The following is a 22,702-nucleotide window of genomic DNA, read 5'->3' as shown; positions in this document are numbered from 1 at the left end:
AGCTTTAAGTTGGCTCGCAGGCACGATATAATAAGAAAGACAGGCAAAGGATTTGTTTAAAAATGGACACACCTTTATATACAGCGCTGATGAAGCATGCGCACCGAAATACGTATTCTTTTCATGTTCCGGGACATCACAATGGAGATGTCTTTTTTGATGAAGCCAAATCTGTATATCAATCTCTTTTATCTATTGATATGACTGAGATCACGGGTCTTGATGACTTGCATCACCCGACGGGGGTCATTAAGGAAGCGCAGGATTTGGTGAGCAGATTTTACGGCTCTCAGGAAAGTTTCTTTCTCGTCAATGGAACGACCGCCGGCAATCTGGCGATGATTTTAGCTGTGTGTGAACCGGGTGAACCCATTCTGATCCAGCGTAATTGTCACAAGTCTGTTTTCCATGCGGTGGCATTGGCCGGAGCCAAGCCGGTTTATTTGGCGCCGGAAATCGATGAAAACATGCATGTGCCGGCACATGTATCCCTTTCAGTCATCGAAAAAGCGCTGGCGTCATATCCGAACGCGAAAGGACTTGTTCTGACCAATCCGACTTACTACGGACACGCCGCCGATTTGACCGCGGCAGTTAACAAAGCCCATTCATACGGCGTTCCTGTACTGGTGGATGAGGCACATGGGGCTCACTTTGTGTTAGGCCGGCCTTTCCCGCCTTCATCATTGGCTATGGGGGCAGACGCCGTTGTTCAATCGGCTCACAAAACGCTTCCGGCTATGACGATGGGGTCTTACTTTCATTTGAACAGCACCAGAATTGACAGAGATCGATTAACTTATTATGTAAGCAGTTTGCAAAGCAGCAGCCCGTCATACCCGATTATGGCATCTTTAGATACGGCGCGCGCTTATGTGCAGGATATTGCTGAAAAAGGGACACTTCCCGTTCATATGGAGCGCATTGAGAAAATCAAACGAAAGTTCGCATCAATTTCTTCTATTGAAATAATCGAGCCTTCCGGATATGGGCTGCGGGCGGACCCGTTAAAATTAATTCTTCGGTCAAAGCTCGGACATTCCGGCTATTCATTACAACGGATTTTGGAGAGTGAAGGCATTGTTGCCGAGCTGGCTGACGAGTACCAAGTATTGCTCGTACTGCCGATAGGCGGCCGGCGGATGATAGAACAGGCAACCGTAAGAAACATACAGCAGAAACTGGAGGATACACCGCCCGATAAATTGCCGGATGCCGTGAATTGGACATTTCCGTCCATTTCGACACTTGAATATCCGCAAAATGAGATGCGGAAGTTTACAAAAGAGCCTGCAGATATAAATAAGGCGGCCGGGCGCTTGCATGCGGGCAACATTATTCCTTATCCGCCGGGAATTCCGCTGATCATGGACGGAGAACGGATAACAGAAGAGATCGTACAAAAGCTTTCCCGTTTAATCGGCATGGACGCGCATATTCAAGGCTTGTTAAACGGGGAACAATTACTTGTCTATATAGAAGAGGAGAAATCATGAGCGGTTTATTTATAACATTTGAAGGTCCTGAAGGTGCAGGGAAAACGACTGTGCTTCAGGAAATGAAAGAGATTCTGTCGGCAGAGGGGCTCCCGGTGACAGCGACAAGAGAACCGGGCGGCATCGACATTGCGGAACAGATCAGAGAAGTGATCTTAAATAAAAACAATACACTGATGGATGCAAAAACGGAGGCGCTGCTTTACGCTGCGGCGAGAAGACAGCATTTAGTCGAAAAGGTGCAGCCTGCATTGAAAGAAGGCCGCATTGTGCTGTGCGATCGTTTCATCGACAGTTCGCTGGCTTACCAAGGCTATGCGAGAGGGCTCGGCATTGATGAAGTCCTTTCTATTAACCAGTTTGCAATCGGCGATACGATGCCTGATGTCACCATCTATTTTTCTATTGAGCCGGAAGAAGGGTTGAAACGGATTACGTCGAATGATTCAAGAGAGAAGAATCGTCTCGATCTTGAGGCCCTGCACTTTCACACGAAAGTACGGGAAGGATACCAAAAGGTAATGCAGCGTTTTCCGGAAAGATTCCATACAATCGACGCATCGAAAAAGAAGGAACTCGTCATTCAGGACGCACTTCAAGTGATAAATGAAGCATTGAAAAAAATTCAGTTGTGACCTGTTTCTCATAAGTTGCTATAATGAATGTAACGATAATGTTCTTTCCAACCTAAAGGGGGCCTAGAGAATGAAACTAATAGTGGCAGTGGTGCAGGATCAGGACAGCAACAGGCTTTTGAAAGTATTAACCGACCACAACTTCAGGGTGACGAAGCTTGCGACAACAGGCGGATTCCTTAAATCAGGCAATACGACGTTTATGATCGGGGTGGAAGATATCCGTGTCGATAAAGCGCTCAGCCTCATTAAAGAGAATGGCTGTAAACGTGATCAGATGATTGCCCCGGTATCCCCGATGGGCGGGAATGCGGATTCCTACGTTCCATATCCCGTCGAAGTGGAAGTCGGCGGAGCGACGGTCTTTGTCCTCCCGGTCGATGAATTTCATCAATTTTAAGGATTTGACGACGTGAAAATAAATTCTGACTTACGTACATTTATTGAGAAAAAGCAGCAGCCTGCTTATAAAGCGGCAGAGCTTTCCGGAACATTTAAAAGTTCAATGGACAGCCAAAGCAGCAAGCTGAAATTTGATCAGCTGAGCAGGTTCTTAACGGATATAGAAACGTTCGGGAAAAGGCTGACGAAGTCGAGAAACTTCAAAGACTTAGCGAAATTCAAAGGATTGGTAAAACGTTTTGTAAAAGAGGCCGTAGACAGCGGATTATCGCATGAGACGGAGAAAAGCTTTGACCTGTACGGCAGCAGCCGGACTCTGGGGCTTGTGAAAGAAATAGATGAAAAACTGCTTCAGCTGACGGAAGAAATGTTAGATCAGGAAAAACCGGCAATTGATTTGCTGGATCGAATCGGAGAAATAAAAGGTTTATTGATTAACCTTTACACATAGAGAGTGATACAATGGCAATATCATGGAAGGAAATGACCGGGCAGCAGCCCAGAGTGATGCGGCTTTTGCATAACAGCATTGAAAAGAAAAGGCTTTCTCACGCATATCTGTTTGAAGGCAAAAAAGGAACGGGCAAATTGGATGCCGCACTGCTTCTCGCAAAAAGCTTTTTTTGCCTTGAAGACGGGACTGAGCCTTGCGGGGAGTGCCGGAACTGTAAGCGTATTGAATCCGGAAACCATCCCGACCTGCATGTGGTTCAGCCCGACGGATTATCCATTAAAAAGGCTCAGATCCAATCGCTTCAGGAAGAGTTTTCCAAAACAGGACTGGAATCGCATAAAAAGCTGTACATTATATCCCATGCGGATCAAATGACGACAAATGCAGCAAACAGTCTGCTGAAATTTTTAGAGGAGCCGAGTCAAGATACCATCGCAATTCTTATTACTGAGCAGCTCCACCGAATACTGGATACCATCGTTTCGAGATGTCAGGTTCTTCCGTTCCAGCCGCTTCAGCCGAAAGCCATAGAAGAAAGACTGATTGAACAGGAAGTGAGCCCTCACATGGCCCGGCTCTTAGCAAATATGACAAATAATATTGCGGAAGCAGTCGAATTAAGTCGAAATGATGAGTTTGCAGAGTCCAGAGCGAAAGTGATAAAATTGTATGAAGTCTTACATCAGCGGAAAGGACATGCCTTTTTCTTCATTCAGGATCAGTGGGTGCCCTTTTTCAAAGAAAAAACCCATCAAGAAATGGGTCTTGATATGCTCTTATTGATATACCGTGATGTATTATCCATCCAAATTGGAAATGAAGATAAACTGATTTATCAAGACTTATTCCAATCAATAAAACAGCATGCGCTGCAATTTACACAACAAAGCGTTACGAACCAAATTCTCGCTGTTTTAGAAGCAAAAAAACGGCTTCATTCCAATGTGAATGTGCAGGGATTAATGGAGCACTTGGTGTTAACGTTGCAGGAGGGATAAGCTTGTACAACGTAATAGGCGTCCGCTTTAAAAAAGCGGGGAAAATTTATTATTTTGATCCGAACGGATTTGATATAGAACAAGACAGCTGCGTCATTGTTGAAACCGTAAGAGGTGTCGAATACGGGCAGGTTGTCATCGCAAATAAACAAGTGGACGAGCATGATGTTGTGCTTCCGCTTCGAAAGGTCATACGCGTTGCTGATGAACGCGATCTTCTCATTGTAGAAGAAAACAAACAGGAGGCCCTGTCCGCTTTTGAAGTCTGTCAGAAAAAAGTGGCTGACCACGGCTTAGATATGAAGCTGGTTGATGTTGAGTTTACATTTGACCGCAATAAAGTCATTTTTTACTTTACAGCAGACGGACGGGTTGATTTCAGGGAATTGGTCAAAGACTTGGCTTCTATCTTTAAAACGAGAATCGAATTGCGCCAAATCGGGGTGAGGGACGAGGCGAAAATGCTCGGCGGTATCGGACCATGCGGGAGAATGCTTTGCTGCTCCACGTTCCTCGGTGATTTTGAACCGGTGTCCATCAAAATGGCGAAGGATCAAAATTTATCGTTGAACCCAACGAAGATTTCCGGTCTGTGCGGCCGTTTGATGTGCTGTTTGAAGTACGAAAATGATGAGTATGAGACGGCAAAAGAACAGCTGCCGGATTTAGGCGAAATGATTACGACGGCAAACGGCCCCGCAAAGGTTGTCGGTCTTAATATTCTGGAACGGGTGCTTCAGGTGGAACTGAAGAATCGTGAAAAAGTGATAGAATATACTTGGGAAGAGCTCTTGGAAGAGGGCGTCGTATCCGCACAAACCACAGATTAACGAGGTGTGGAACCTTGGATAAAAAAGAGTTATTTGATACTGTCATAAACCTGGAGGAACAAATCGGTTCGCTGTACCGTCAGCTGGGTGACTTAAAGCAGCATATCGGCGAAATGATTGAAGAGAATCACCATCTTCAGCTTGAAAATAAGCATTTGCGTAAGCGGCTTGATGACACGACAGAGCAAATTGAAAAATTCAAAGCCGATCAGAAAGAAACAAAAACACAGAAGGCAGAGCAGAGTGATATAGGAGAAGGGTACGACAATCTGGCCCGGCTGTATCAAGAAGGCTTTCATATTTGCAACGTCCATTATGGGAGCGTCCGCAAGGGAGATTGCCTTTTTTGTCTGTCCTTCTTAAATAAAAAATAAGGAAAAGGCTTCCGCTGATGTCGGAAGCCTTTTTCAAAGAGTGCCGAAAGGAATAAGATTATGGTTTCATTACGTGATGATGAAAGATTGGATTACTTATTAGCAGAGGATATGAAAATAGTACAGAGTCCGACGGTTTTCGCTTTTTCATTAGATGCCGTGCTGCTGTCTAAGTTTGCATACGTTCCGATTCAAAAGGGAAACATCGTTGATTTATGCACGGGGAACGGCATTGTGCCGCTTTTGCTCAGCACAAGGTCAAAAGCCGATATCACCGGGGTTGAAATTCAGGAACGCTTGTATGATATGGCGCTCCGAAGCGTGGAATACAACGGGCTGGGCGGTCAGATCAGTCTCATTCATGATGATCTGAAAAATATGCCGGAAAGACTCGGACATAATAAATATGATGTTGTCACCTGCAATCCGCCTTATTTTAAAACACCGAAAGAGGCGGAGCAGAACCTGAACGAGCATCTCAGAATCGCAAGGCACGAAATCCTTTGCACGCTTGAAGATGTGATTTCCGTCAGCAGCAAACTGCTGAAGCAAGGCGGAAAAGCGGCTCTCGTTCATCGGCCGGGGAGGCTTTTGGAAATCTTTGAATTAATGAAAGCGTACCGAATAGAACCGAAACGGGTTCAGTTTATTTATCCGAAACAAGGTAAAGAAGCGAATACCATTTTGGTTGAAGGAATTAAAGGCGGCCGCCCTGATCTCAAAATTCTTCCCCCGCTGTTCGTATACAATGAACAAAATGAATATACGAAAGAGATCCGCACGATTTTATATGGAGACAAATAGTCATTTCTTTTATGTGCTGCTGTGCAATGACAACAGTCTGTATGCCGGTTATACAAATGATCTGCAAAAACGGCTGAAAACCCACAATGAGGGAAAGGGCGCGAAATATACAAGGGCGAGAAGGCCGGTTTCGTTATGCCATGCGGAATCATTTGAAACAAAACGGGAAGCGATGCAGGCGGAATACCGTTTTAAACAGCTGACCCGAAAGAAAAAAGAGCAATATATAGAAGAAAAACGACGCAGCAAGGAGGCTGTATATGTTAAGACGCCAGATGAGTTTTAACGGAAAATCTGAAATGGGAACTCTGTACCTTGTTCCTACACCGATCGGCAATTTGGAGGACATGACCTTTCGTGCAGTAGAGACGCTGAAATCGGCCGATGTCATAGCTGCCGAAGATACGAGACAGACGAAAAAGCTGTGCCATGTTTATGATATAGAAACATCTCTCATCAGCTATCATGAACATAATAAAGAAAGCAGCGGCCATAAAATCATTGAATGGCTGAAAAGCGGAAAGAATGTGGCATTGGTCAGTGATGCCGGCATGCCGACAATTTCCGACCCGGGGGCTGAGATTGTGAGAGATTTCACCCAAATCGGCGGATATGTCGTTCCGCTTCCGGGTGCAAATGCGGCATTAACCGCGCTGACCGCATCAGGCATCACCCCGCAGCCATTTTTCTTCTACGGATTTTTAAACAGACAGAAAAAAGAAAAGAAGAAAGAACTCGAAATCCTGAAAAAACGGCAGGAAACGATGATATTTTACGAAGCGCCGCACAGATTAAAAGAAACATTAACAGCAATGCATGACGTTTTGGGTAATCGAACCATCGCCGTCACGAGAGAATTAACGAAAAAGTACGAGGAATTCATCAGAGGAACCATCGCCGAGGTGATGGAATGGGCAAATGAAGATCAAATCCGCGGTGAGTTCTGTCTCGTTGTCGAAGGAAATCAAACCGCTGAACCGGAGGAAAAGGAAAAGCCTTGGTGGACGGAGCTTTCTGAGAACGAGCATGTGGAGCATTACATAAACGAAGGAGCATCTTCCAAACAGGCCATAAAACAAACAGCGGTAGATCGGGGCGTTCCGAAACGCGAGATTTATGACGCTTATCACATTCAATCATAAAAAAAACCGTTCTTGTATCGTAACAAGAACGGTTTTTGTATGAAATAGCTTATTTTTGGTTTTGAAGCTGGTTTTGAATTTCAGAGATGATTTGCTCAGCGCCTTCTTTGCTGAGTACCAATTTGCCGCCGGCAAGTTTAAGGTTATCATCAGAAACTTCACCAGTTACTTGGCAAGTCATGTTTGGTTTATATTTTTTAAGGATGATTTTTTCATCATCAACATAAATTTCAAGAGCGTCTTTTTCTGCGATGCCCAGTGTACGGCGAAGTTCGATAGGGATAACGACGCGTCCAAGTTCATCAACTTTACGTACGATACCAGTAGATTTCATTAACAGTCTCCTCCCGAGAGATAATTATTTTGTAGTTTATATTTTTCTTCGTCATTATTCGACAAAATTCCTTACATTCCTAGCATAACAAGGTTTCCAATAATCGTCAATCTTTTTGTTTACTATTGATTGTAAGAATTAGTTCTTATAGTAAGTAAAGCCTTGGAAATCCTGAAATAACAGGCTTTTTGACTGCTTTTTCGAACCTATTATCCTACTGAAAATCCTTTTAAATCAAGACTTTCGAACCAAGTTGTTTTATATTAGTAGATTATATACGACAAATTTCGACATGTTAAGACTTTTTTTAATTTCAATAAAAATTTTTAATTTTATTTACTCTTTTACGCGCAGTACGTATATATCCTTGATCTTAAAGGCTAAGATGGTATCATAGATAGAGGACAAATATCAATATTGTATATCAAATAAAACCGCTCTCGTCCTTTGGGCGTGAGCTTTTCGACATTCTGAATGGGAGGTTGCAACATGCCGCAAGACAATAATACTTTTTATATTACGACCCCGATATATTATCCGAGCGGAAAATTACATATCGGCCATGCTTATACTACCGTGGCCGGCGATGCGATGGCGCGTTACAAAAGATTAAAAGGATTTGACGTACGCTACTTAACCGGAACGGATGAGCACGGACAGAAAATCCAGCAGAAAGCGGAGGAAGAGAATATCACGCCTCAAGCTTATGTAGATCGTGCAGTTGCTGAAATCCAAAAACTATGGAAGCAGCTCGACATTTCTCACGATGATTTCATCCGGACGACGGAAAGCCGGCACAAAGAAATTATCGAGAAAGTGTTTCAAAAACTTCTTGATAATGGTGACATTTACCTGGATGAGTATGAGGGCTGGTACAGCATCCCTGATGAAACATTCTATACGGAAACACAGCTGGTGGATGTGGAAAGAAATGAGAAGGGTGAGGTTGTCGGCGGAAAAAGCCCGGACAGCGGCCATCCGGTCGAATTAATCAAAGAGGAGTCATACTTCTTCCGCATGAGCAAATACGCAGACCGCCTGCTGAAGTTTTATGAGGAAAATCCTTCTTTCATCCAGCCTGAATCACGCAAAAATGAAATGATTAACAACTTCATTAAACCTGGGCTTGAAGATTTGGCCGTTTCCAGAACGACGTTCGACTGGGGCGTAAAAGTGCCGGGAAATCCGAAGCATGTCGTGTATGTATGGATTGACGCACTGTTCAACTATATAACAGCGCTCGGTTACGATACGGAAAATGATGAGCTTTACAAAAAGTACTGGCCGGCTGACGTCCACCTTGTCGGTAAAGAAATTGTCCGTTTTCATACCATTTACTGGCCGATTATGCTGATGGCGCTTGATCTCCCGCTGCCTAAGCAAGTCTTCGCGCATGGCTGGTTATTGATGAAAGACGGAAAAATGTCGAAATCAAAAGGAAATGTCGTTGATCCGGTAACGTTAATTGAACGCTACGGCTTGGATGAACTTCGCTATTACCTGCTTCGCGAAGTACCGTTCGGTTCAGACGGTGTCTTTACGCCGGAAGGTTTCGTAGAACGGATTAATTATGACTTGGCGAACGACTTAGGAAACCTTCTGAATCGTACAGTTGCAATGATCCAAAAATATTTTGACGGCGAGATTGGTTCATATGAAGGAAATGTGACCGATTTTGATTCAGAGCTTTCTTCTGTAGCCGGTGAAACGGTTAAAGCTTATGAAAAGGCAATGGAAAACATGGAGTTTTCAGTCGCTTTATCAACGCTATGGCAATTAATCAGCCGTACGAACAAGTATATTGATGAAACTGCTCCGTGGGTGCTTGCTAAAGATCAGGAAAAAGAAAAAGAATTACGTTCTGTCATGTATCATTTAGCTGAATCTTTACGTATCTCAGCCGTATTGCTGCAGCCTTTCTTGACACAAACGCCTGAAAAAATGTTTGCCCAGCTCGGAGTTGAGGATCAGTCTCTTAAAGCATGGGACAGCATTCAGACATTCGGCCAATTGAAGAACGCGAAAGTGAAAAAAGGGGAACCGCTTTTCCCTCGTCTTGAAGCTGAAGAGGAAGTAGCTTACATCAAGCAAAAAATGCAAGGAACTGCTCCTGCTAAAGAAGAAAAGGCGGAAGAGCCGCAAGAAGCAGAGCGTCTTCCTGAAATTACGTTTGATCAATTTATGGATACAGAACTTCGCGTCGCAGAAGTCTTGTCCGCAGAGCCGGTGAAAAAAGCAGATCGGCTGCTGAAATTGCAAATTGATCTGGGCTTTGAACAGCGCCAAGTTGTATCAGGTATCGCGAAGCATTACACACCGGATCAGCTTGTGGGAATGAAGATCATTTGTGTAACGAATCTAAAACCGGTAAAACTGAGAGGCGAGCTTTCTCAAGGAATGATACTGGCAGGAGAATCGGACGGCGTACTTAAAGTTGTAGCTGTCGACCAGTCATTACCGAAAGGCACTCGAATTAAATAATAGATGCAAAAGGTGTTTCACGTGTAACATTCCGTCGAACACCTTTTGTTTTTCAACAAGAAAGGAGTTTTTATGATGCTTTTTGATACACATGCGCACTTAAATGCCGAGCAATTTGACACAGACTTAGAGGAAGTCATTGCGCGTGCAAAGGCTGAAAAAGTTGAACGGATCGTCGTTGTCGGATTCGACAAACCCACTATCACGCGTGCGATGGAGCTGATTGAGGAATATGACTTTATATACGCTGCGATCGGCTGGCATCCGGTAGACGCAATTGACATGACAGAGGAAGATTTATCATGGATTAAGGGACTGTCCTCTCACGAAAAAGTCGTGGCAATCGGAGAGATGGGCCTTGATTATCATTGGGATAAATCACCAAAAGACGTTCAGAAAGAAGTATTCCGGAAACAAATCGCTCTCGCCAAAGAAGTGAACCTTCCAATTATCATTCATAATCGTGATGCAACGGAAGATGTTGTCACGATTTTGAAAGAAGAGGGGGCGGAAGAAGTCGGCGGTATTATGCACTGCTTTACGGGGAGCGCGGAGGTTGCGCGGCAGTGTATGGATATGAATTTTTATATTTCATTCGGCGGACCGGTTACCTTCAAAAATGCGAAGAAACCAAAAGAAGTAGCAAAGGAAATTCCGAATGACCGTTTGCTGATTGAAACTGACTGTCCTTTCCTGACACCGCATCCTTTCCGCGGTAAACGAAATGAGCCAAGCTACGTAAAATATGTTGCTGAACAGCTCGCTGAATTAAAAGGGCTGACATATGAAGAAATTGCCTCAATTACAACCGAAAACGCAAAAAGACTTTTCCGCATAAACTGACAGAATGCGCTGTCGTAACGTGTAAAGGCTTGTCCGATTCAGTGGATATGTAAAACGGTTCTACAAGCTTCCTTCTCTTCATAAGATAGGTTGTCGATATGTCTCTCTTCCTTTTTTTGCTTTGTTTTTGCATAATGAGGGATACGCTGAAGGTTTTTCATCTTCGAGATGGGAGGGTTGACAGCATTTTAGATACTCTATATAATCTCTCCGAGGAGAAGGAGGCGTTTTTCATCACACAAAAAATGAAAAAACTGTTTTCCGTAAAGCTTGGTAAAAGCAAGGTTATTCTTATTGCAGCTATTATTCTGCTGGGCGGAACCGGGACTGCATACGGGGCACATGAGCTCTCAAAACAATCAGTTTCTGTTTCTATCAACGGCAAGAAAAAGCAAATACGCACTCATGCAAAAACGGTTGGGGAACTTCTGGAAGATTTACATATAGAGACGAGAAATGAAGACCGGATTACCCCGTCTAAGCAGACAGCATTGGCAGACAACATGAATGTCGTGTATGAAGCTGCAAAGCAGATCCGTGTGACAAGAGGCGGAGAAGAAAAGACTTTATGGTCAACGGCAAAAACAGTCGGCGCATTTCTGAATGAACAGCATACACCTGTGAATCAGCACGATAAAATAGATCCAGCAGCAGATACGAAAGTGACAAACGGCATGAAAGTCACGGTCGACCCGGCTTTTCAGGTCACTGTAAATGATGCGGGAAAGAAAAAGAAAATATGGACGACTTCGACTACGGTCGCTGACTTTTTAACGCAGCATAAGATGGACATGAAAGACGAAGATAAAGTAAAACCGGCATTACACGAAAAGCTCACAAAAAATCAGGCCGGCATACAAATCACTCGTATCGAAAAAGTCACCGATGTAGTTGAGGAAAAAATAGCGTATCAAGTGAAAGAAAAAGAAGATGCGTCTCTCGACAGCGGGAAAGAAAAGATCGTTCAAAAAGGAAAAGAAGGCAAACTTAAAAAGCATTTTCATGTTGTCAAAGAAAATGGAAAAGAAGTTTCAAGAAAGCTTGTTAAAGAAGAAACATCTGAAAAAAGCAAAGATCAAATCATTGCGGTCGGCACAAAGCGGCACAGTCCCAAGATTGAGCAGCTCAGTGCACCTGTGAAGGCATCTTCTGGCGAAACCGGATCTTCCGGTAAAGTGATTACCGTGTCTTCCACGGCTTATACCGCAAGCTGCAGCGGCTGTTCCGGCCATACGGCTACAGGCGTTAACCTGACAAGCAATCCGAATGCCAAAGTCATTGCGGTAGACCCAAGCGTCATTCCGCTCGGCACAAGAGTCCACGTAGACGGATACGGGGATGCCGTGGCCGCTGATACAGGCTCAGCCATTAAAGGAAGACGGATTGATGTCTTTTTCCCTGAAAAATCTTCAGCTTACCGCTGGGGAAAGAAACAGGTCAAAATAAAAATCTTAAATTAATTCCGATTCACTCAGAGGGTTTTGCGCCCTCTGTTTTTTTCGTTATAATAGGTAAAGTGTATTTTCAGTATATTAGACGTGACATGTAAGCAAAGGTTTCGTTTTGGATATAAAAAGTTTTTTTGGAGGAAGTAATGAAAATTAAAGAAATTATTGTAGTCGAGGGACGCGATGACACTGCGCGCATAAAACTTGCCGTTGATGCGGATACGATCGAGACAAACGGTTCCGCAATCGGAGACGAAGTCATCAGACAGATTCGGCTGGCGCAGGAAACGAGAGGGGTCATCGTGCTGACGGACCCGGATTTTCCGGGGGAAAAGATCCGGAAAACCATTTCTGAAGCAGTACCCGGCTGTAAACACGCATTTCTGCCCAAACATCTTGCCAAACCGAAAAACAAGCGCGGCATTGGCGTTGAGCACGCATCCATTGAAAGCATCAGAGCATGTCTGGAAAATGTGCATGAAGAGATGGAGGCAAAGCCGAGTGAGATTTCAGCTGAAGATGTCATACAGGCCGGTCTGATCGGCGGACCGGCTGCCAAAAGACGCCGCGAACGATTGGGCGACCTGCTGAAGATCGGCTATACAAACGGCAAGCAGCTTCAAAAACGGCTGCAAATGTTTCAAATCAAAAGAAGTGATTTTATTGATGCGCTCGATGCTATGAGGCAGGAGGAACAGGATGAACAATAAAGATATCGCGACACCTATCAGAACGAAGGAAATTCTGAAAAAGTACGGTTTCTCTTTTAAAAAGAGTCTGGGACAGAATTTCTTAATTGATACAAATATATTGGACAGAATTGTGGACCATGCGGAAATTACGGATCGGACCGGAGTCATTGAAATCGGGCCCGGAATCGGCGCGCTGACAGAGCAGCTTGCCAAACGGGCGAAAAAGGTCGTCGCGTTTGAAATTGATCAGCGCCTGCTGCCCATTCTCAATGATACACTGTCTCCGTATGACAATGTAACGATCATTCATCAAGATGTGCTGAAAGCAGACGTCAAATCCGTCATTGAAGAGCAGTTTCAGGATTGTGATGAAATTATGGTGACGGCGAATCTTCCATATTATGTGACGACGCCGATCATCATGAAGCTCTTGGAAGAACATCTTCCGTTAAAAGGGATTGTCGTGATGCTGCAAAAAGAGGTCGCTGAGCGGATGGCCGCTGATCCTTCCTCTAAGGAGTACGGATCGCTTTCCATTGCGGTTCAGTTCTATACGGAGGCCAAAACCGTCATGACAGTCCCGAAAACGGTGTTTGTGCCTCAGCCTAATGTCGATTCTGCCGTCATCCGTCTCTTGCTTCGTGACGGCCCGGCGGTTGACGTCGATAATGAACCGTTTTTCTTCCAGCTGATTAAAGCAAGCTTCGCACAGCGCCGGAAAACCTTGCTTAACAACCTTGTGAACAATCTTCCGGGCGGAAAAGAGAAAAAAGCTCAAATTGAAGAAGTTCTTCAAGAAACGAATATTGACGGAAAGCGGCGCGGTGAATCCCTGTCCATAGAAGAATTCGCGCTCCTGTCCAACGGATTGCATAAAGCCCTTTTCTAAGAGGGCTTTTTGTTTTGCGTCACCACTTGGACTGCCGCTACATAGGCTAGAGGAGAACCTTATTCATTCAACTGCAAGAAAAGCTTGAAACATCAAGCGCCGCAGCGGAAAGAGGTGTATTTGCCAAGACTTCTTTCATGATGAGGCTTAGTCTATTTGTGGAGTGGGTAACGTGCAATTTCAAATAGGAGATATGGTAGCCAGGAAATCCTATCAAATGGATGTTTTATTTCGCATTATCGGTATAGAGCAAACAAGCAACGGAAATTCAATTGCCATCCTGCATGGTGACGAAGTCAGATTGATTGCGGATGCTGATTTTTCTGATTTGGAGCCTGTCAGAAAAGACGAACAGGCCATGAGAAAGAAAAGAGATGAAAGCAGGATGAATGAATCTCTCGAGCTGCTCCGCCAGGATTATAAGCTGCTTCGGGAAAAACAGGAATATTATGCGACAAATCAATATCAGCATCAGGAGCACTACTTTCATATGCCCGGAAAGGTATTGCATCTGGACGGCGATGAGGCCTATTTGAAAAAGTGCCTGAACTTTTATGAAAAAATCGGTGTGCCGGTATACGGAATTCATTGCCATGAGAAAAAAATGCCGGCATCAATTGACGAGCTGCTTGATAAATACAGGCCGGATATTTTAGTCATCACCGGCCATGATGCATATTCCAAGCATAAGGGAGGCGTGAACGATTTAAGCGCCTACAGGCATTCCAAACACTTTGTCGAAACCGTTCAAAGAGCGAGGCGTAAAGTCCCTCATTTGGATCAGCTGGTCATATTCGCGGGTGCCTGCCAATCTCATTTCGAGTCTTTAATCAGAGCGGGCGCGAATTTCGCAAGTTCTCCGTCACGCGTCAATATCCACGCGCTTGACCCGGTATATATTGTCGCGAAAATCAGCTTCACTCCGTTTATGGAGCGGATCAATGTATGGGATGTCCTGAGAAATACGCTGACGAGAGAGAAAGGGCTGGGAGGAATTGAAACGAAGGGTGTGCTGCGTGTCGGTATGCCGTATAAATCAAATGGATGAGTGATAAAACCCGCATATATTTCGCTATGCGGGTTAATTATTTTACAAATTGATACATAAATTTCCGGAACTTGTGAAAAATAACGCAGAAATCAATAGAATTTTGTCAAAATAATTTTGTTGACAATGACTTATTAACGTTGATATAATTTAAATTTTATTTGACAAAATTGGGCTCTTGTTGTACAATAAATGTAGTGAGGTGGATGCAATGGCGAAGACGTTGTCCGATATAAAAAGATCGCTTGATGGGAATTTAGGTAAACGGCTTACGTTAAAAGCAAACGGCGGCCGCCGAAAAACGATTGAGCGTTCGGGCATTTTAGCTGAGACGTACCCTTCTGTTTTTGTGATACAACTAGATCAAGACGAGAATTCGTTTGAAAGAGTTTCATACAGTTATGCTGATATTCTGACTGAGACTGTTGAATTGACATTCAATGACGATGCGGCAAGCTCAGTAGCATTTTAATGGGCAGTGAACCTTTTGTTTACTGCTTTTTGTTTTGCCTTCTAAAGCTCTTCTAATTATTCCCTCGAAAGTTTCAGCCGATTAAACGGAAGCTATAAGTGTCACATGTTTTATCGTGGCGTGCACGAATGGTGATCAATTCTATAAAAGGGGTTGTTTCGTTTGGGCAGACGTCGTGGAGTTATGTCAGATGAGTTCAAATATGAGCTGGCGAAGGACCTTGGTTTTTACGATACGGTGAAAAACGAGGGCTGGGGAGGCATTCGGGCGCGTGACGCCGGGAATATGGTAAAACGCGCGATTGAGATTGCCGAACAGCAGATGGCGGCTCAGAACCAAAATAACCGATAATGCAGTGGCCCGGGGGACAATCCGTTCCCCGGTTTTTTCTATCGGCTGTCAAAACAGGCGTCAATTTCGGATAAGTACCTCCGGGTCTCCAAATGTGATACAATGTTCATACTTATGTTTAGATGGAGAAGTAGGTGAAAGCTATGCGTATTTTAGAAAAAGCGCCGGCCAAAATCAATCTGTCCCTCGATGTGACAAGTAAACGCCCGGATGGTTATCACGAAGTGGAGATGATCATGACGACAATTGATTTGGCAGATCGGATTGAACTGACAGAACTGCCCGAAAACGTTATCAGAGTGGCGTCGCATAATCGCTTTGTTCCGGATGATCAAAGGAATCTGGCTTATCAGGCAGCCAAACTGCTTAAAGAACGATTTCAAGTCAAAAAAGGCGTTTCCATTATGATTACAAAAGTGATCCCTGTAGCGGCAGGGCTTGCCGGCGGAAGCAGCGATGCGGCAGCCACGCTCAGAGGGCTGAACAGGCTTTGGGATTTAAAGCTTTCTGTCGAAGAGCTCGCGGAGCTTGGAGCTGAAATCGGTTCAGACGTGTCCTTCTGTGTATACGGAGGCACTGCCCTGGCAACCGGACGCGGTGAGAAGATCAGGCACATCAGTGCTCCGCCTCATTGCTGGGTCGTGCTTGCCAAACCGACGATCGGGGTATCAACTGCCGAAGTGTACCGCCGGCTGAACTTACAGCAGGTTCGGCATCCTGATGTGCAGGCGATGATTGACGCGATTGAAGAAAAAAGCTTCCAAAAGGTATGCGGACAATTAGGAAACGTATTGGAGTCAGTTACGCTCAGCCTCCATCCCGAGGTGGCGATGATTAAAAATCAAATGAAACGCTTCGGCGCTGATGCGGTGTTAATGAGCGGAAGCGGACCGACTGTATTCGGTTTGGTTCAATACGAATCGAAGGTGCAGCGGATTTATAACGGGTTAAGAGGTTTCTGTGATCAAGTGTACGCGGTGCGGATGATCGGCGAACAGAATGCTCTTGATTAAATCCGTATGTTAAGTTATATTATTTTTAAATTATTCGGATTTTGGGGGTAAGTTCATGAAGTTTCGTCGCAGCGGCAGATTGGTGGACTTAACAAATTATTTGTTAACCCATCCGCATGAATTAATACCGTTAACGTTTTTCTCAGAACGGTATCAATCAGCAAAGTCATCAATCAGTGAAGATTTAACGATTATTAAACAGACCTTTGAACAGCAAGGCATTGGGACGCTGCTTACAGTGCCGGGAGCTGCCGGAGGCGTCAAATACATTCCGAAAGTGAAACAGGCTGAAGCAGAAGCGTTTATACAGGAGCTGGGACAGTCTTTAGTAAATCCTGAGCGTATCCTTCCGGGCGGTTATGTATATTTAACGGATATCTTAGGAAAACCATCTGTCCTCTCTCATGTAGGCAGGCTTTTTGCTTCCGTTTTTGCGGAGCGGGAGATTGATGTGGTGATGACCGTTGCGACAAAAGGAATCCCTCTTGCTTACGCAGCGGCCAGTTATCTGAACGTTCCGGTTGTCATCGTGCGAAAAGACAATAAGGTGACGGAAGGCTCCACGGTGAGCATCAATTATGTATCAGGGTCGTCTAACCGCATTCAAACGATGTCGCTTGCGAAAAGAAGTTTGGCTACGGGTTCGAACGTTTTGATTATTGACGATTTTATGAAAGCCGGCGGCACCATTAACGGCATGATCAGCCTGCTTGATGAGTTTAACGCAAACGTTGCGGGAATAGGCGTCTTGGTTGAAGCCGAGGGAGTGAATGAACGGCTTGTCGATGAATACATGTCACTGCTCACGCTTTCAACCATCAATATGAAAGACAAAACGATTGAGATTCAAAACGGCAATTTTCTGCGATTTTTTAAAGAACAGCATTTAAAGAATGGGGAGACAGAAAAATGACAAAAGCAATCCATACAAAACACGCGCCGGCAGCGATCGGGCCATATTCACAGGGAATCATCGTAAACAACATGTTTTACAGCTCAGGCCAGATTCCTCTTACTGCTGAAGGAGAAATGGTAAACGGTGATATCACAGAGCAAACGCATCAGGTGTTCAGCAATTTAAAAGCTGTGCTGAAAGAAGCGGGCGCTTCTCTCGAGACGGTTGTCAAAGCAACGGTGTTTATTGCTGATATGGAGCAGTTTGCGGAAGTGAATGAAGTGTACGGACAATACTTTGATGTACATAAGCCGGCAAGGTCTTGTGTGGAAGTGGCGAGACTGCCGAAAGACGCTCTCGTGGAAATTGAAGTCATTGCGCTGGTGAAATCTTAAATCTCAGAAAAGTGGTTCCGGTCTCCGGGATCACTTTTTTTATGCAGTATATGATCCCCAAATATGGTTTACCACCTAATTGTGTATGTATATCCTATATTTTCAAAAAAACTTTTTGAAACGTGCAGGAATTTAAAAAGAATCGTGGAATTGTTAGACTAATGCTTTTATATAGGGAAAAGGTGGTGAACTACTGTGGAAGTTACTGACGTAAGATTACGCCGCGTGAATACCGATGGTCGCATGAGAGCGATTGCATCCATCACGCTGGATCACGAATTTGTCGTACATGATATTCGTGTGATTGATGGAAACAATGGTCTTTTCGTTGCGATGCCGAGTAAACGCACCCCTGATGGAGAATTCCGCGATATTGCTCATCCTATTAATTCCAGCACGCGGGGCAAGATCCAGGATGCTGTTTTAAATGAGTATCATCGTTTGGGTGATTCTGAAGCATTAGAATATGAAGAAGCCGGGGCTTCTTAAACATAACAAAATGTAAGGACTGCTGATAAAGGCTGACACAAGGCCTTTTCCGGCAGTCCTTTTTTAAATCTGATTTTTCAGTAATAAAGCGATTACATAGAAAATTCTTGCACTTTTTGATGTCTTCTTGAAATCAACAGCTATTTAGGATATATTTTTCTATGGATAAAAGGGATATTGGAGGCCATTAAATGGATAAGCGGTTTGCAGTGATTTTAGCTGCCGGAAAAGGAACGAGAATGAAATCGAAGCTTTACAAGGTCCTTCATCCGGTATGCGGAAAGCCTATGGTAGAGCACGTCGCAGACGAAGCTCTGAAATTATCTTTAGCGAAGCTTGTCACCATCGTAGGACACGGCGCCGAAGATGTGAAGAAGCAGCTCGGACAGAAAAGCGATTACGCTCTCCAAGCAGAACAGCTCGGTACGGCTCATGCGGTCAAACAGGCAAAACCATTTCTTCACGGAGAAAAGGGTGTCACGATCGTTATTTGCGGCGATACACCGCTTCTGACGGCGGAGACGATGGAAGCCATGCTGAATGAACATACAGACAAAGGTGCAAAAGCCACGGTGTTAACGGCCGTTGCCGACGATCCCGCCGGATACGGAAGAATCATCCGCAGTGAAGACGGCGCCGTTCAAAAAATCGTGGAGCACAAGGATGCTTCGGAGCAAGAACGTCTTGTGAAAGAAATTAACACGGGAACGTACTGTTTTGATAACGAGGCTCTTTTTCGTGTCATCGAACAGGTTTCGAATGAAAATGCCCAAGGCGAGTATTATCTGCCGGATGTGATCGAAATCCTCAAAGACGAAGGCGAAACTGTTGCCGCTTACCAGACTGGTAACTTCCAAGAGACGCTCGGAGTGAATGATAGAGTCGCTCTTTCTCAGGCTGAAATGTATATGAAAGAGCGTATTAACAAACGGCATATGCAGAACGGAGTCACTTTAATCGATCCGATGAATACGTACATCTCACCTGACGCACGTATCGGACAAGATACAGTTATTTATCCCGGAACTGTGTTAAAGGGACAAGCTGAAATCGGCGACGAATGTGTCATCGGCCCTCACACTGAGATAGAGGACAGCTCAATCGGCAGCCGCACTGTGATTAAACAATCCGTTGTCAATCGCAGCAAAGTTGGGAATGATGTAAATATCGGTCCTTTTGCTCACATCAGACCCGATTCCGCAATCGGCAATGAAGTGAAGATCGGAAACTTTGTTGAAATCAAGAAAACACAATTCGGCGACCGGAGCAAAGCATCTCATTTAAGCTATATCGGTGATGCCGAAGTGGGCACGGATGTGAATCTGGGCTGCGGCTCCATCACGGTCAATTATGATGGGAAGAAAAAGTATTTAACCAAAATTGAAGACGGCGCCTTTATTGGCTGCAACTCCAATCTGGTCGCTCCTGTTACAGTGGGAGAAGGCGCGTACGTCGCTGCGGGTTCAACCGTAACTGAAGATGTGCCGGGCGAAGCGCTTGCCATTGCCAGAGCAAGACAAGTAAATAAAGAAGATTATGTGAAAAACATTCATAAAAAATAATCCTAAAATCGGAGGTTTACCATGTCTAACGAATACGGAGATAAGAATTTAAAGATTTTTTCTTTGAATTCAAATCCAGAACTTGCAAAAGAAATCGCGGATAATGTAGGGGTTCAATTAGGAAAGTGCTCTGTTACAAGATTCAGTGACGGAGAGGTCCAGATCAACATAGAAGAAAGTATTCGCGGCTGTGATTGCTATATCATTCAGTCTACAAGTGCGCCGGTCAACGAGCACATCATGGAATTGCTGATTATGGTTGACGCTTTAAAGCGCGCTTCCGCGAAAACAATCAACATTGTCATTCCGTACTACGGTTATGCGCGCCAGGACAGAAAAGCAAGATCACGTGAACCGATTACGGCAAAACTTTTTGCAAACCTGCTTGAAACAGCGGGTGCGACACGCGTGATCGCGCTTGATTTACACGCGCCGCAAATTCAAGGTTTCTTTGATATTCCGATTGACCACTTAATGGGTGTTCCGATTTTAGGCCATTACTTTGAAGGTAAAGACTTGAAAGATATCGTTATTGTTTCTCCTGACCACGGCGGTGTGACGCGCGCCCGCAAACTTGCGGACCGTCTGAAAGCGCCGATCGCGATTATCGACAAACGCCGTCCTAGACCGAATGAGGTAGAAGTGATGAACATCGTTGGTAACGTGGAAGGTAAAACAGCGATTCTGATCGATGATATTATTGATACGGCCGGCACCATCACACTTGCCGCTAACGCGCTGGTTGAAAACGGAGCTGCAGAAGTGTATGCATGCTGTACGCACCCTGTACTGTCAGGTCCTGCCGTTGAGCGGATCAATAACTCTAAAATCAAGGAGCTTGTCGTAACGAACAGCATTAAGCTTCCTGATGAGAAAAAAATCGAACGCTTTAAGCAGCTTTCTGTCGGACCGCTTCTGGCTGAAGCGATTATCCGCGTTCACGAGAAACAATCTGTCAGCTATTTATTCAGCTAAACCGAAATTTTAAGGTTTAAATCCCAGTTATTGTGGGTATTGTTCTAATAGGACGATAAAACGATAATTAGGATGGTGCTGAATATGGCAACTTTAAAAGCAAATGAAAGAACAGATTTTAAACGTTCGACGCTTCGGAAAATCCGTCATTCAGGACATGTTCCAGGGATTATATACGGTAAAGAAATAACGAATACGCCTGTCTCTTTAGACAGTGTCGAATTGCTTAAAACATTGCGGGACGAAGGAAAAAACACGATTATCACAATTGATGTCAACGGAAATCAGCAATCGGTTATGGTGACTGATCTTCAGACAGACCCGCTCAAAAACGAATTGACGCACGCCGATTTTCAAGTCGTGAATATGAGTGAGGAGCTGGAGGCCGAGGTGCCGATTCAGCTGACGGGAGAGGCGAAGGGAGTCAAAGACGGAGGCGTCATCCAGCAGCCGCTGCATGAGCTTTCGATTAAGGCTAAGCCGAAGGACATCCCTCAGACAATCAATGTTGATATTTCCGGGCTTGAAATGAATGATGTGCTGACCATCGCAGATCTGACTGCTGACGGCAATTATACATTTACAAACGACCCGGAAGAAGTCGTGGCTTCCATCCTTCCTCCTAAGCAGGAAGCATTCGAAGAAGATGCAGAACCGTCTCCTGGGGAAGAGCCCGAAGGAGAAAATCAATAAGCGCTTTAAGACGTAACCCGCCCGAGGTTACGTCTTTTGTGCTAGAATGAGAAGAATTACAGCGATGTTGAGGGAGGATTTACGATGCTTGTGATTGCCGGTCTGGGTAACCCGGGAAAAACCTACGAGAACACGAGACATAATGTCGGCTTTATGGCCATTGACGAGCTTTCTAAAGAATGGAATATTGAATTGAATAAAACGAAATTCAACGGACTTTACGGAATGGGGTTTGTTTCCGGAAAAAAAGTTCTACTTGTTAAACCGCTTACATATATGAATTTATCAGGGGAATGTTTGCGGCCGCTACTGGATTATTATGATGCCGATCATGAAGATCTGAAAGTCATATACGATGACCTTGATCTTCCGACGGGGAAAATCAGGCTCCGGACGAAGGGGAGCGCAGGCGGACATAACGGAATTAAATCGCTTATACAGCACCTCGGAACCCCTGAATTTGACCGGGTCAGAATCGGAATCGGCCGCCCCGTCAACGGAATGAAAGTCGTTGACTATGTACTGGGAGCTTTTACGAAGGAAGAAGCGCCGCATATCAATGATGCCGTCTCAAAAACCGTAAAAGCCTGCGAAGCTTCCTTAACGAAACCATTTTTAGAAGTCATGAACGAATTTAATGCAAATGTATAAGATAAATAATGGGAGACCATACTAGGGAAAAATGATTTTTTCACATCAGGAGGTCCAACGTATGGCTTTGCATTATTTCTGCCGCCACTGCGGCTTTAAGGTAGGGAGCCTGGAATATTCGACGGTGCCGACACAGTCACTTGGATTTCAGCACTTAACAAATGAGGAAAGAAACGATATGATTTCATATAAAGACAATGGAGATGTCCATGTTCTTACAATTTGTGAAGACTGCCAAGAGGCGCTGGAGCGCAATCCGCACTACCATGAACACAACACATTTATTCAATAAGAAGCTTTGGTGTAGATTCTAGACCAAAGCGTTTTTCTGTTCTT

The 22,702-nt window shown here is 44.5% G+C and carries 28 protein-coding genes; 27 read left to right on the top strand and 1 reads right to left on the bottom strand.

Annotated elements, in window-relative coordinates:
* Positions 1-62: 62 nt before the first annotated feature.
* The 10 genes from ABK447_RS20685 to rsmI all read left to right on the top strand — a co-directional run bounded on the left by ABK447_RS20685 (position 63) and on the right by rsmI (position 7,135).
* Positions 63-1,496 (top strand): aminotransferase class I/II-fold pyridoxal phosphate-dependent enzyme, encoded by a 1,434-nt coding sequence (locus ABK447_RS20685; RefSeq protein ID WP_221664335.1) that lies wholly within the window; start codon positions 63-65, stop codon positions 1,494-1,496.
* The gene (gene tmk, locus ABK447_RS20680; protein WP_007409918.1) at positions 1,493-2,131 is read left to right on the top strand and encodes a dTMP kinase; all 639 of its coding nucleotides are present in this window, start codon (positions 1,493-1,495) and stop codon (positions 2,129-2,131) included. Before ABK447_RS20685 ends, tmk begins: the two co-directional genes overlap by 4 nt.
* A 70-nt stretch (positions 2,132-2,201) precedes the next feature.
* Positions 2,202-2,531, top strand: coding sequence for a cyclic di-AMP receptor DarA (gene darA, locus ABK447_RS20675; RefSeq protein WP_004264734.1), 330 nt, complete (start codon positions 2,202-2,204; stop codon positions 2,529-2,531).
* Positions 2,532-2,543: 12 nt separating this feature from the next.
* Positions 2,544-2,984: a YaaR family protein gene (locus ABK447_RS20670; protein WP_004264730.1), complete on the top strand. Its 441-nt coding sequence runs from the start codon at positions 2,544-2,546 to the stop codon at positions 2,982-2,984.
* A gap of 11 nt (positions 2,985-2,995) precedes the next feature.
* Positions 2,996-3,985, top strand: a complete 990-nt coding sequence (gene holB, locus ABK447_RS20665; RefSeq protein WP_007409919.1) for a DNA polymerase III subunit delta' — start codon at positions 2,996-2,998, stop codon at positions 3,983-3,985.
* Between the two features lie 2 nt (positions 3,986-3,987).
* Positions 3,988-4,815 carry a competence/sporulation regulator complex protein RicT gene (gene ricT, locus ABK447_RS20660; RefSeq protein ID WP_004264723.1) on the top strand — a complete coding sequence of 276 codons (828 nt, stop codon included), beginning with the start codon at positions 3,988-3,990 and terminating at the stop codon, positions 4,813-4,815.
* Positions 4,816-4,829: 14 nt separating this feature from the next.
* A complete protein-coding gene (yabA, locus tag ABK447_RS20655) occupies positions 4,830-5,189 on the top strand; it encodes a replication initiation-control protein YabA (RefSeq protein WP_004264720.1) in 360 nt (119 codons plus the stop codon).
* A gap of 60 nt (positions 5,190-5,249) precedes the next feature.
* Complete coding sequence (locus ABK447_RS20650) at positions 5,250-5,993, top strand: tRNA1(Val) (adenine(37)-N6)-methyltransferase (RefSeq protein WP_004264717.1); 744 nt, start codon at positions 5,250-5,252, stop codon at positions 5,991-5,993.
* A complete protein-coding gene (locus tag ABK447_RS20645) occupies positions 5,980-6,279 on the top strand; it encodes a GIY-YIG nuclease family protein (RefSeq protein WP_007409921.1) in 300 nt (99 codons plus the stop codon). The genes ABK447_RS20650 and ABK447_RS20645 overlap by 14 nt, the downstream gene beginning before the upstream one ends.
* Positions 6,254-7,135: a 16S rRNA (cytidine(1402)-2'-O)-methyltransferase gene (gene rsmI / locus ABK447_RS20640; protein WP_038456672.1), complete on the top strand. Its 882-nt coding sequence runs from the start codon at positions 6,254-6,256 to the stop codon at positions 7,133-7,135. The genes ABK447_RS20645 and rsmI overlap by 26 nt, the downstream gene beginning before the upstream one ends.
* A 49-nt stretch (positions 7,136-7,184) precedes the next feature.
* Here the strand turns inward: rsmI and abrB are convergent, their stop codons facing one another.
* Positions 7,185-7,475 (bottom strand): transition state genes transcriptional regulator AbrB, encoded by a 291-nt coding sequence (abrB, locus tag ABK447_RS20635; protein WP_169510469.1) that lies wholly within the window; start codon positions 7,473-7,475, stop codon positions 7,185-7,187.
* Positions 7,476-7,958: 483 nt separating this feature from the next.
* Between abrB and metG the strand changes: the two genes are divergently transcribed.
* The 17 genes from metG to ABK447_RS20550 all read left to right on the top strand — a co-directional run bounded on the left by metG (position 7,959) and on the right by ABK447_RS20550 (position 22,658).
* Positions 7,959-9,950 carry a methionine--tRNA ligase gene (gene metG, locus ABK447_RS20630; RefSeq protein ID WP_011996169.1) on the top strand — a complete coding sequence of 664 codons (1,992 nt, stop codon included), beginning with the start codon at positions 7,959-7,961 and terminating at the stop codon, positions 9,948-9,950.
* Positions 9,951-10,025: 75 nt separating this feature from the next.
* Complete coding sequence (locus tag ABK447_RS20625; protein WP_015239022.1) at positions 10,026-10,793, top strand: TatD family hydrolase; 768 nt, start codon at positions 10,026-10,028, stop codon at positions 10,791-10,793.
* Between the two features lie 134 nt (positions 10,794-10,927).
* On the top strand, positions 10,928-12,253 hold the full coding sequence (locus ABK447_RS20620; RefSeq protein WP_023356663.1) for a G5 and 3D domain-containing protein: 1,326 nt from the start codon (positions 10,928-10,930) through the stop codon (positions 12,251-12,253).
* Between the two features lie 134 nt (positions 12,254-12,387).
* Positions 12,388-12,951: a ribonuclease M5 gene (gene rnmV / locus ABK447_RS20615; RefSeq protein ID WP_004264696.1), complete on the top strand. Its 564-nt coding sequence runs from the start codon at positions 12,388-12,390 to the stop codon at positions 12,949-12,951.
* Positions 12,941-13,822 (top strand): 16S rRNA (adenine(1518)-N(6)/adenine(1519)-N(6))-dimethyltransferase RsmA, encoded by an 882-nt coding sequence (gene rsmA / locus ABK447_RS20610; protein ID WP_004264694.1) that lies wholly within the window; start codon positions 12,941-12,943, stop codon positions 13,820-13,822. Before rnmV ends, rsmA begins: the two co-directional genes overlap by 11 nt.
* 172 nt (positions 13,823-13,994) lie before the next feature.
* The gene (yabG, locus tag ABK447_RS20605) at positions 13,995-14,870 is read left to right on the top strand and encodes a sporulation peptidase YabG (RefSeq protein WP_004264691.1); all 876 of its coding nucleotides are present in this window, start codon (positions 13,995-13,997) and stop codon (positions 14,868-14,870) included.
* Positions 14,871-15,081: 211 nt separating this feature from the next.
* Entirely contained in the window at positions 15,082-15,342 is a 261-nt protein-coding gene (gene veg / locus ABK447_RS20600) for a biofilm formation stimulator Veg (RefSeq protein ID WP_003218330.1), read from the top strand.
* A gap of 162 nt (positions 15,343-15,504) precedes the next feature.
* On the top strand, positions 15,505-15,693 hold the full coding sequence (locus ABK447_RS20595; RefSeq protein WP_011996172.1) for a small, acid-soluble spore protein, alpha/beta type: 189 nt from the start codon (positions 15,505-15,507) through the stop codon (positions 15,691-15,693).
* A gap of 143 nt (positions 15,694-15,836) precedes the next feature.
* Positions 15,837-16,706, top strand: a complete 870-nt coding sequence (ispE, locus tag ABK447_RS20590; protein ID WP_007409927.1) for a 4-(cytidine 5'-diphospho)-2-C-methyl-D-erythritol kinase — start codon at positions 15,837-15,839, stop codon at positions 16,704-16,706.
* Between the two features lie 55 nt (positions 16,707-16,761).
* Positions 16,762-17,619, top strand: coding sequence for a pur operon repressor (purR, locus tag ABK447_RS20585; protein ID WP_004264666.1), 858 nt, complete (start codon positions 16,762-16,764; stop codon positions 17,617-17,619).
* Positions 17,616-17,996, top strand: coding sequence for a 2-iminobutanoate/2-iminopropanoate deaminase (gene ridA / locus ABK447_RS20580; RefSeq protein ID WP_004264663.1), 381 nt, complete (start codon positions 17,616-17,618; stop codon positions 17,994-17,996). Before purR ends, ridA begins: the two co-directional genes overlap by 4 nt.
* A gap of 195 nt (positions 17,997-18,191) precedes the next feature.
* A complete protein-coding gene (gene spoVG / locus ABK447_RS20575; RefSeq protein WP_004264660.1) occupies positions 18,192-18,485 on the top strand; it encodes a septation regulator SpoVG in 294 nt (97 codons plus the stop codon).
* A gap of 191 nt (positions 18,486-18,676) precedes the next feature.
* Positions 18,677-20,047: a bifunctional UDP-N-acetylglucosamine diphosphorylase/glucosamine-1-phosphate N-acetyltransferase GlmU gene (gene glmU, locus ABK447_RS20570; RefSeq protein WP_004264658.1), complete on the top strand. Its 1,371-nt coding sequence runs from the start codon at positions 18,677-18,679 to the stop codon at positions 20,045-20,047.
* 21 nt (positions 20,048-20,068) lie between these two features.
* Positions 20,069-21,022 (top strand): ribose-phosphate diphosphokinase, encoded by a 954-nt coding sequence (locus tag ABK447_RS20565; RefSeq protein WP_007409928.1) that lies wholly within the window; start codon positions 20,069-20,071, stop codon positions 21,020-21,022.
* An 84-nt stretch (positions 21,023-21,106) separates the two neighbouring features.
* Positions 21,107-21,715, top strand: coding sequence for a 50S ribosomal protein L25/general stress protein Ctc (locus ABK447_RS20560; protein ID WP_011996173.1), 609 nt, complete (start codon positions 21,107-21,109; stop codon positions 21,713-21,715).
* Between the two features lie 84 nt (positions 21,716-21,799).
* Positions 21,800-22,366: an aminoacyl-tRNA hydrolase gene (gene pth / locus ABK447_RS20555; protein ID WP_004264652.1), complete on the top strand. Its 567-nt coding sequence runs from the start codon at positions 21,800-21,802 to the stop codon at positions 22,364-22,366.
* A 61-nt stretch (positions 22,367-22,427) separates the two neighbouring features.
* Positions 22,428-22,658 (top strand): anti-sigma-F factor Fin family protein, encoded by a 231-nt coding sequence (locus ABK447_RS20550; protein ID WP_004264650.1) that lies wholly within the window; start codon positions 22,428-22,430, stop codon positions 22,656-22,658.
* Positions 22,659-22,702 lie beyond the last annotated feature (44 nt).

Source organism: Bacillus sp. hwrm1, assembly GCF_040207805.1.
Lineage (GTDB): Bacteria > Bacillota > Bacilli > Bacillales > Bacillaceae > Bacillus > Bacillus velezensis.
The sequence above is the reverse complement of the archived record's forward strand: the minus strand, read 5'-3'. Positions and strand labels throughout refer to the sequence as shown.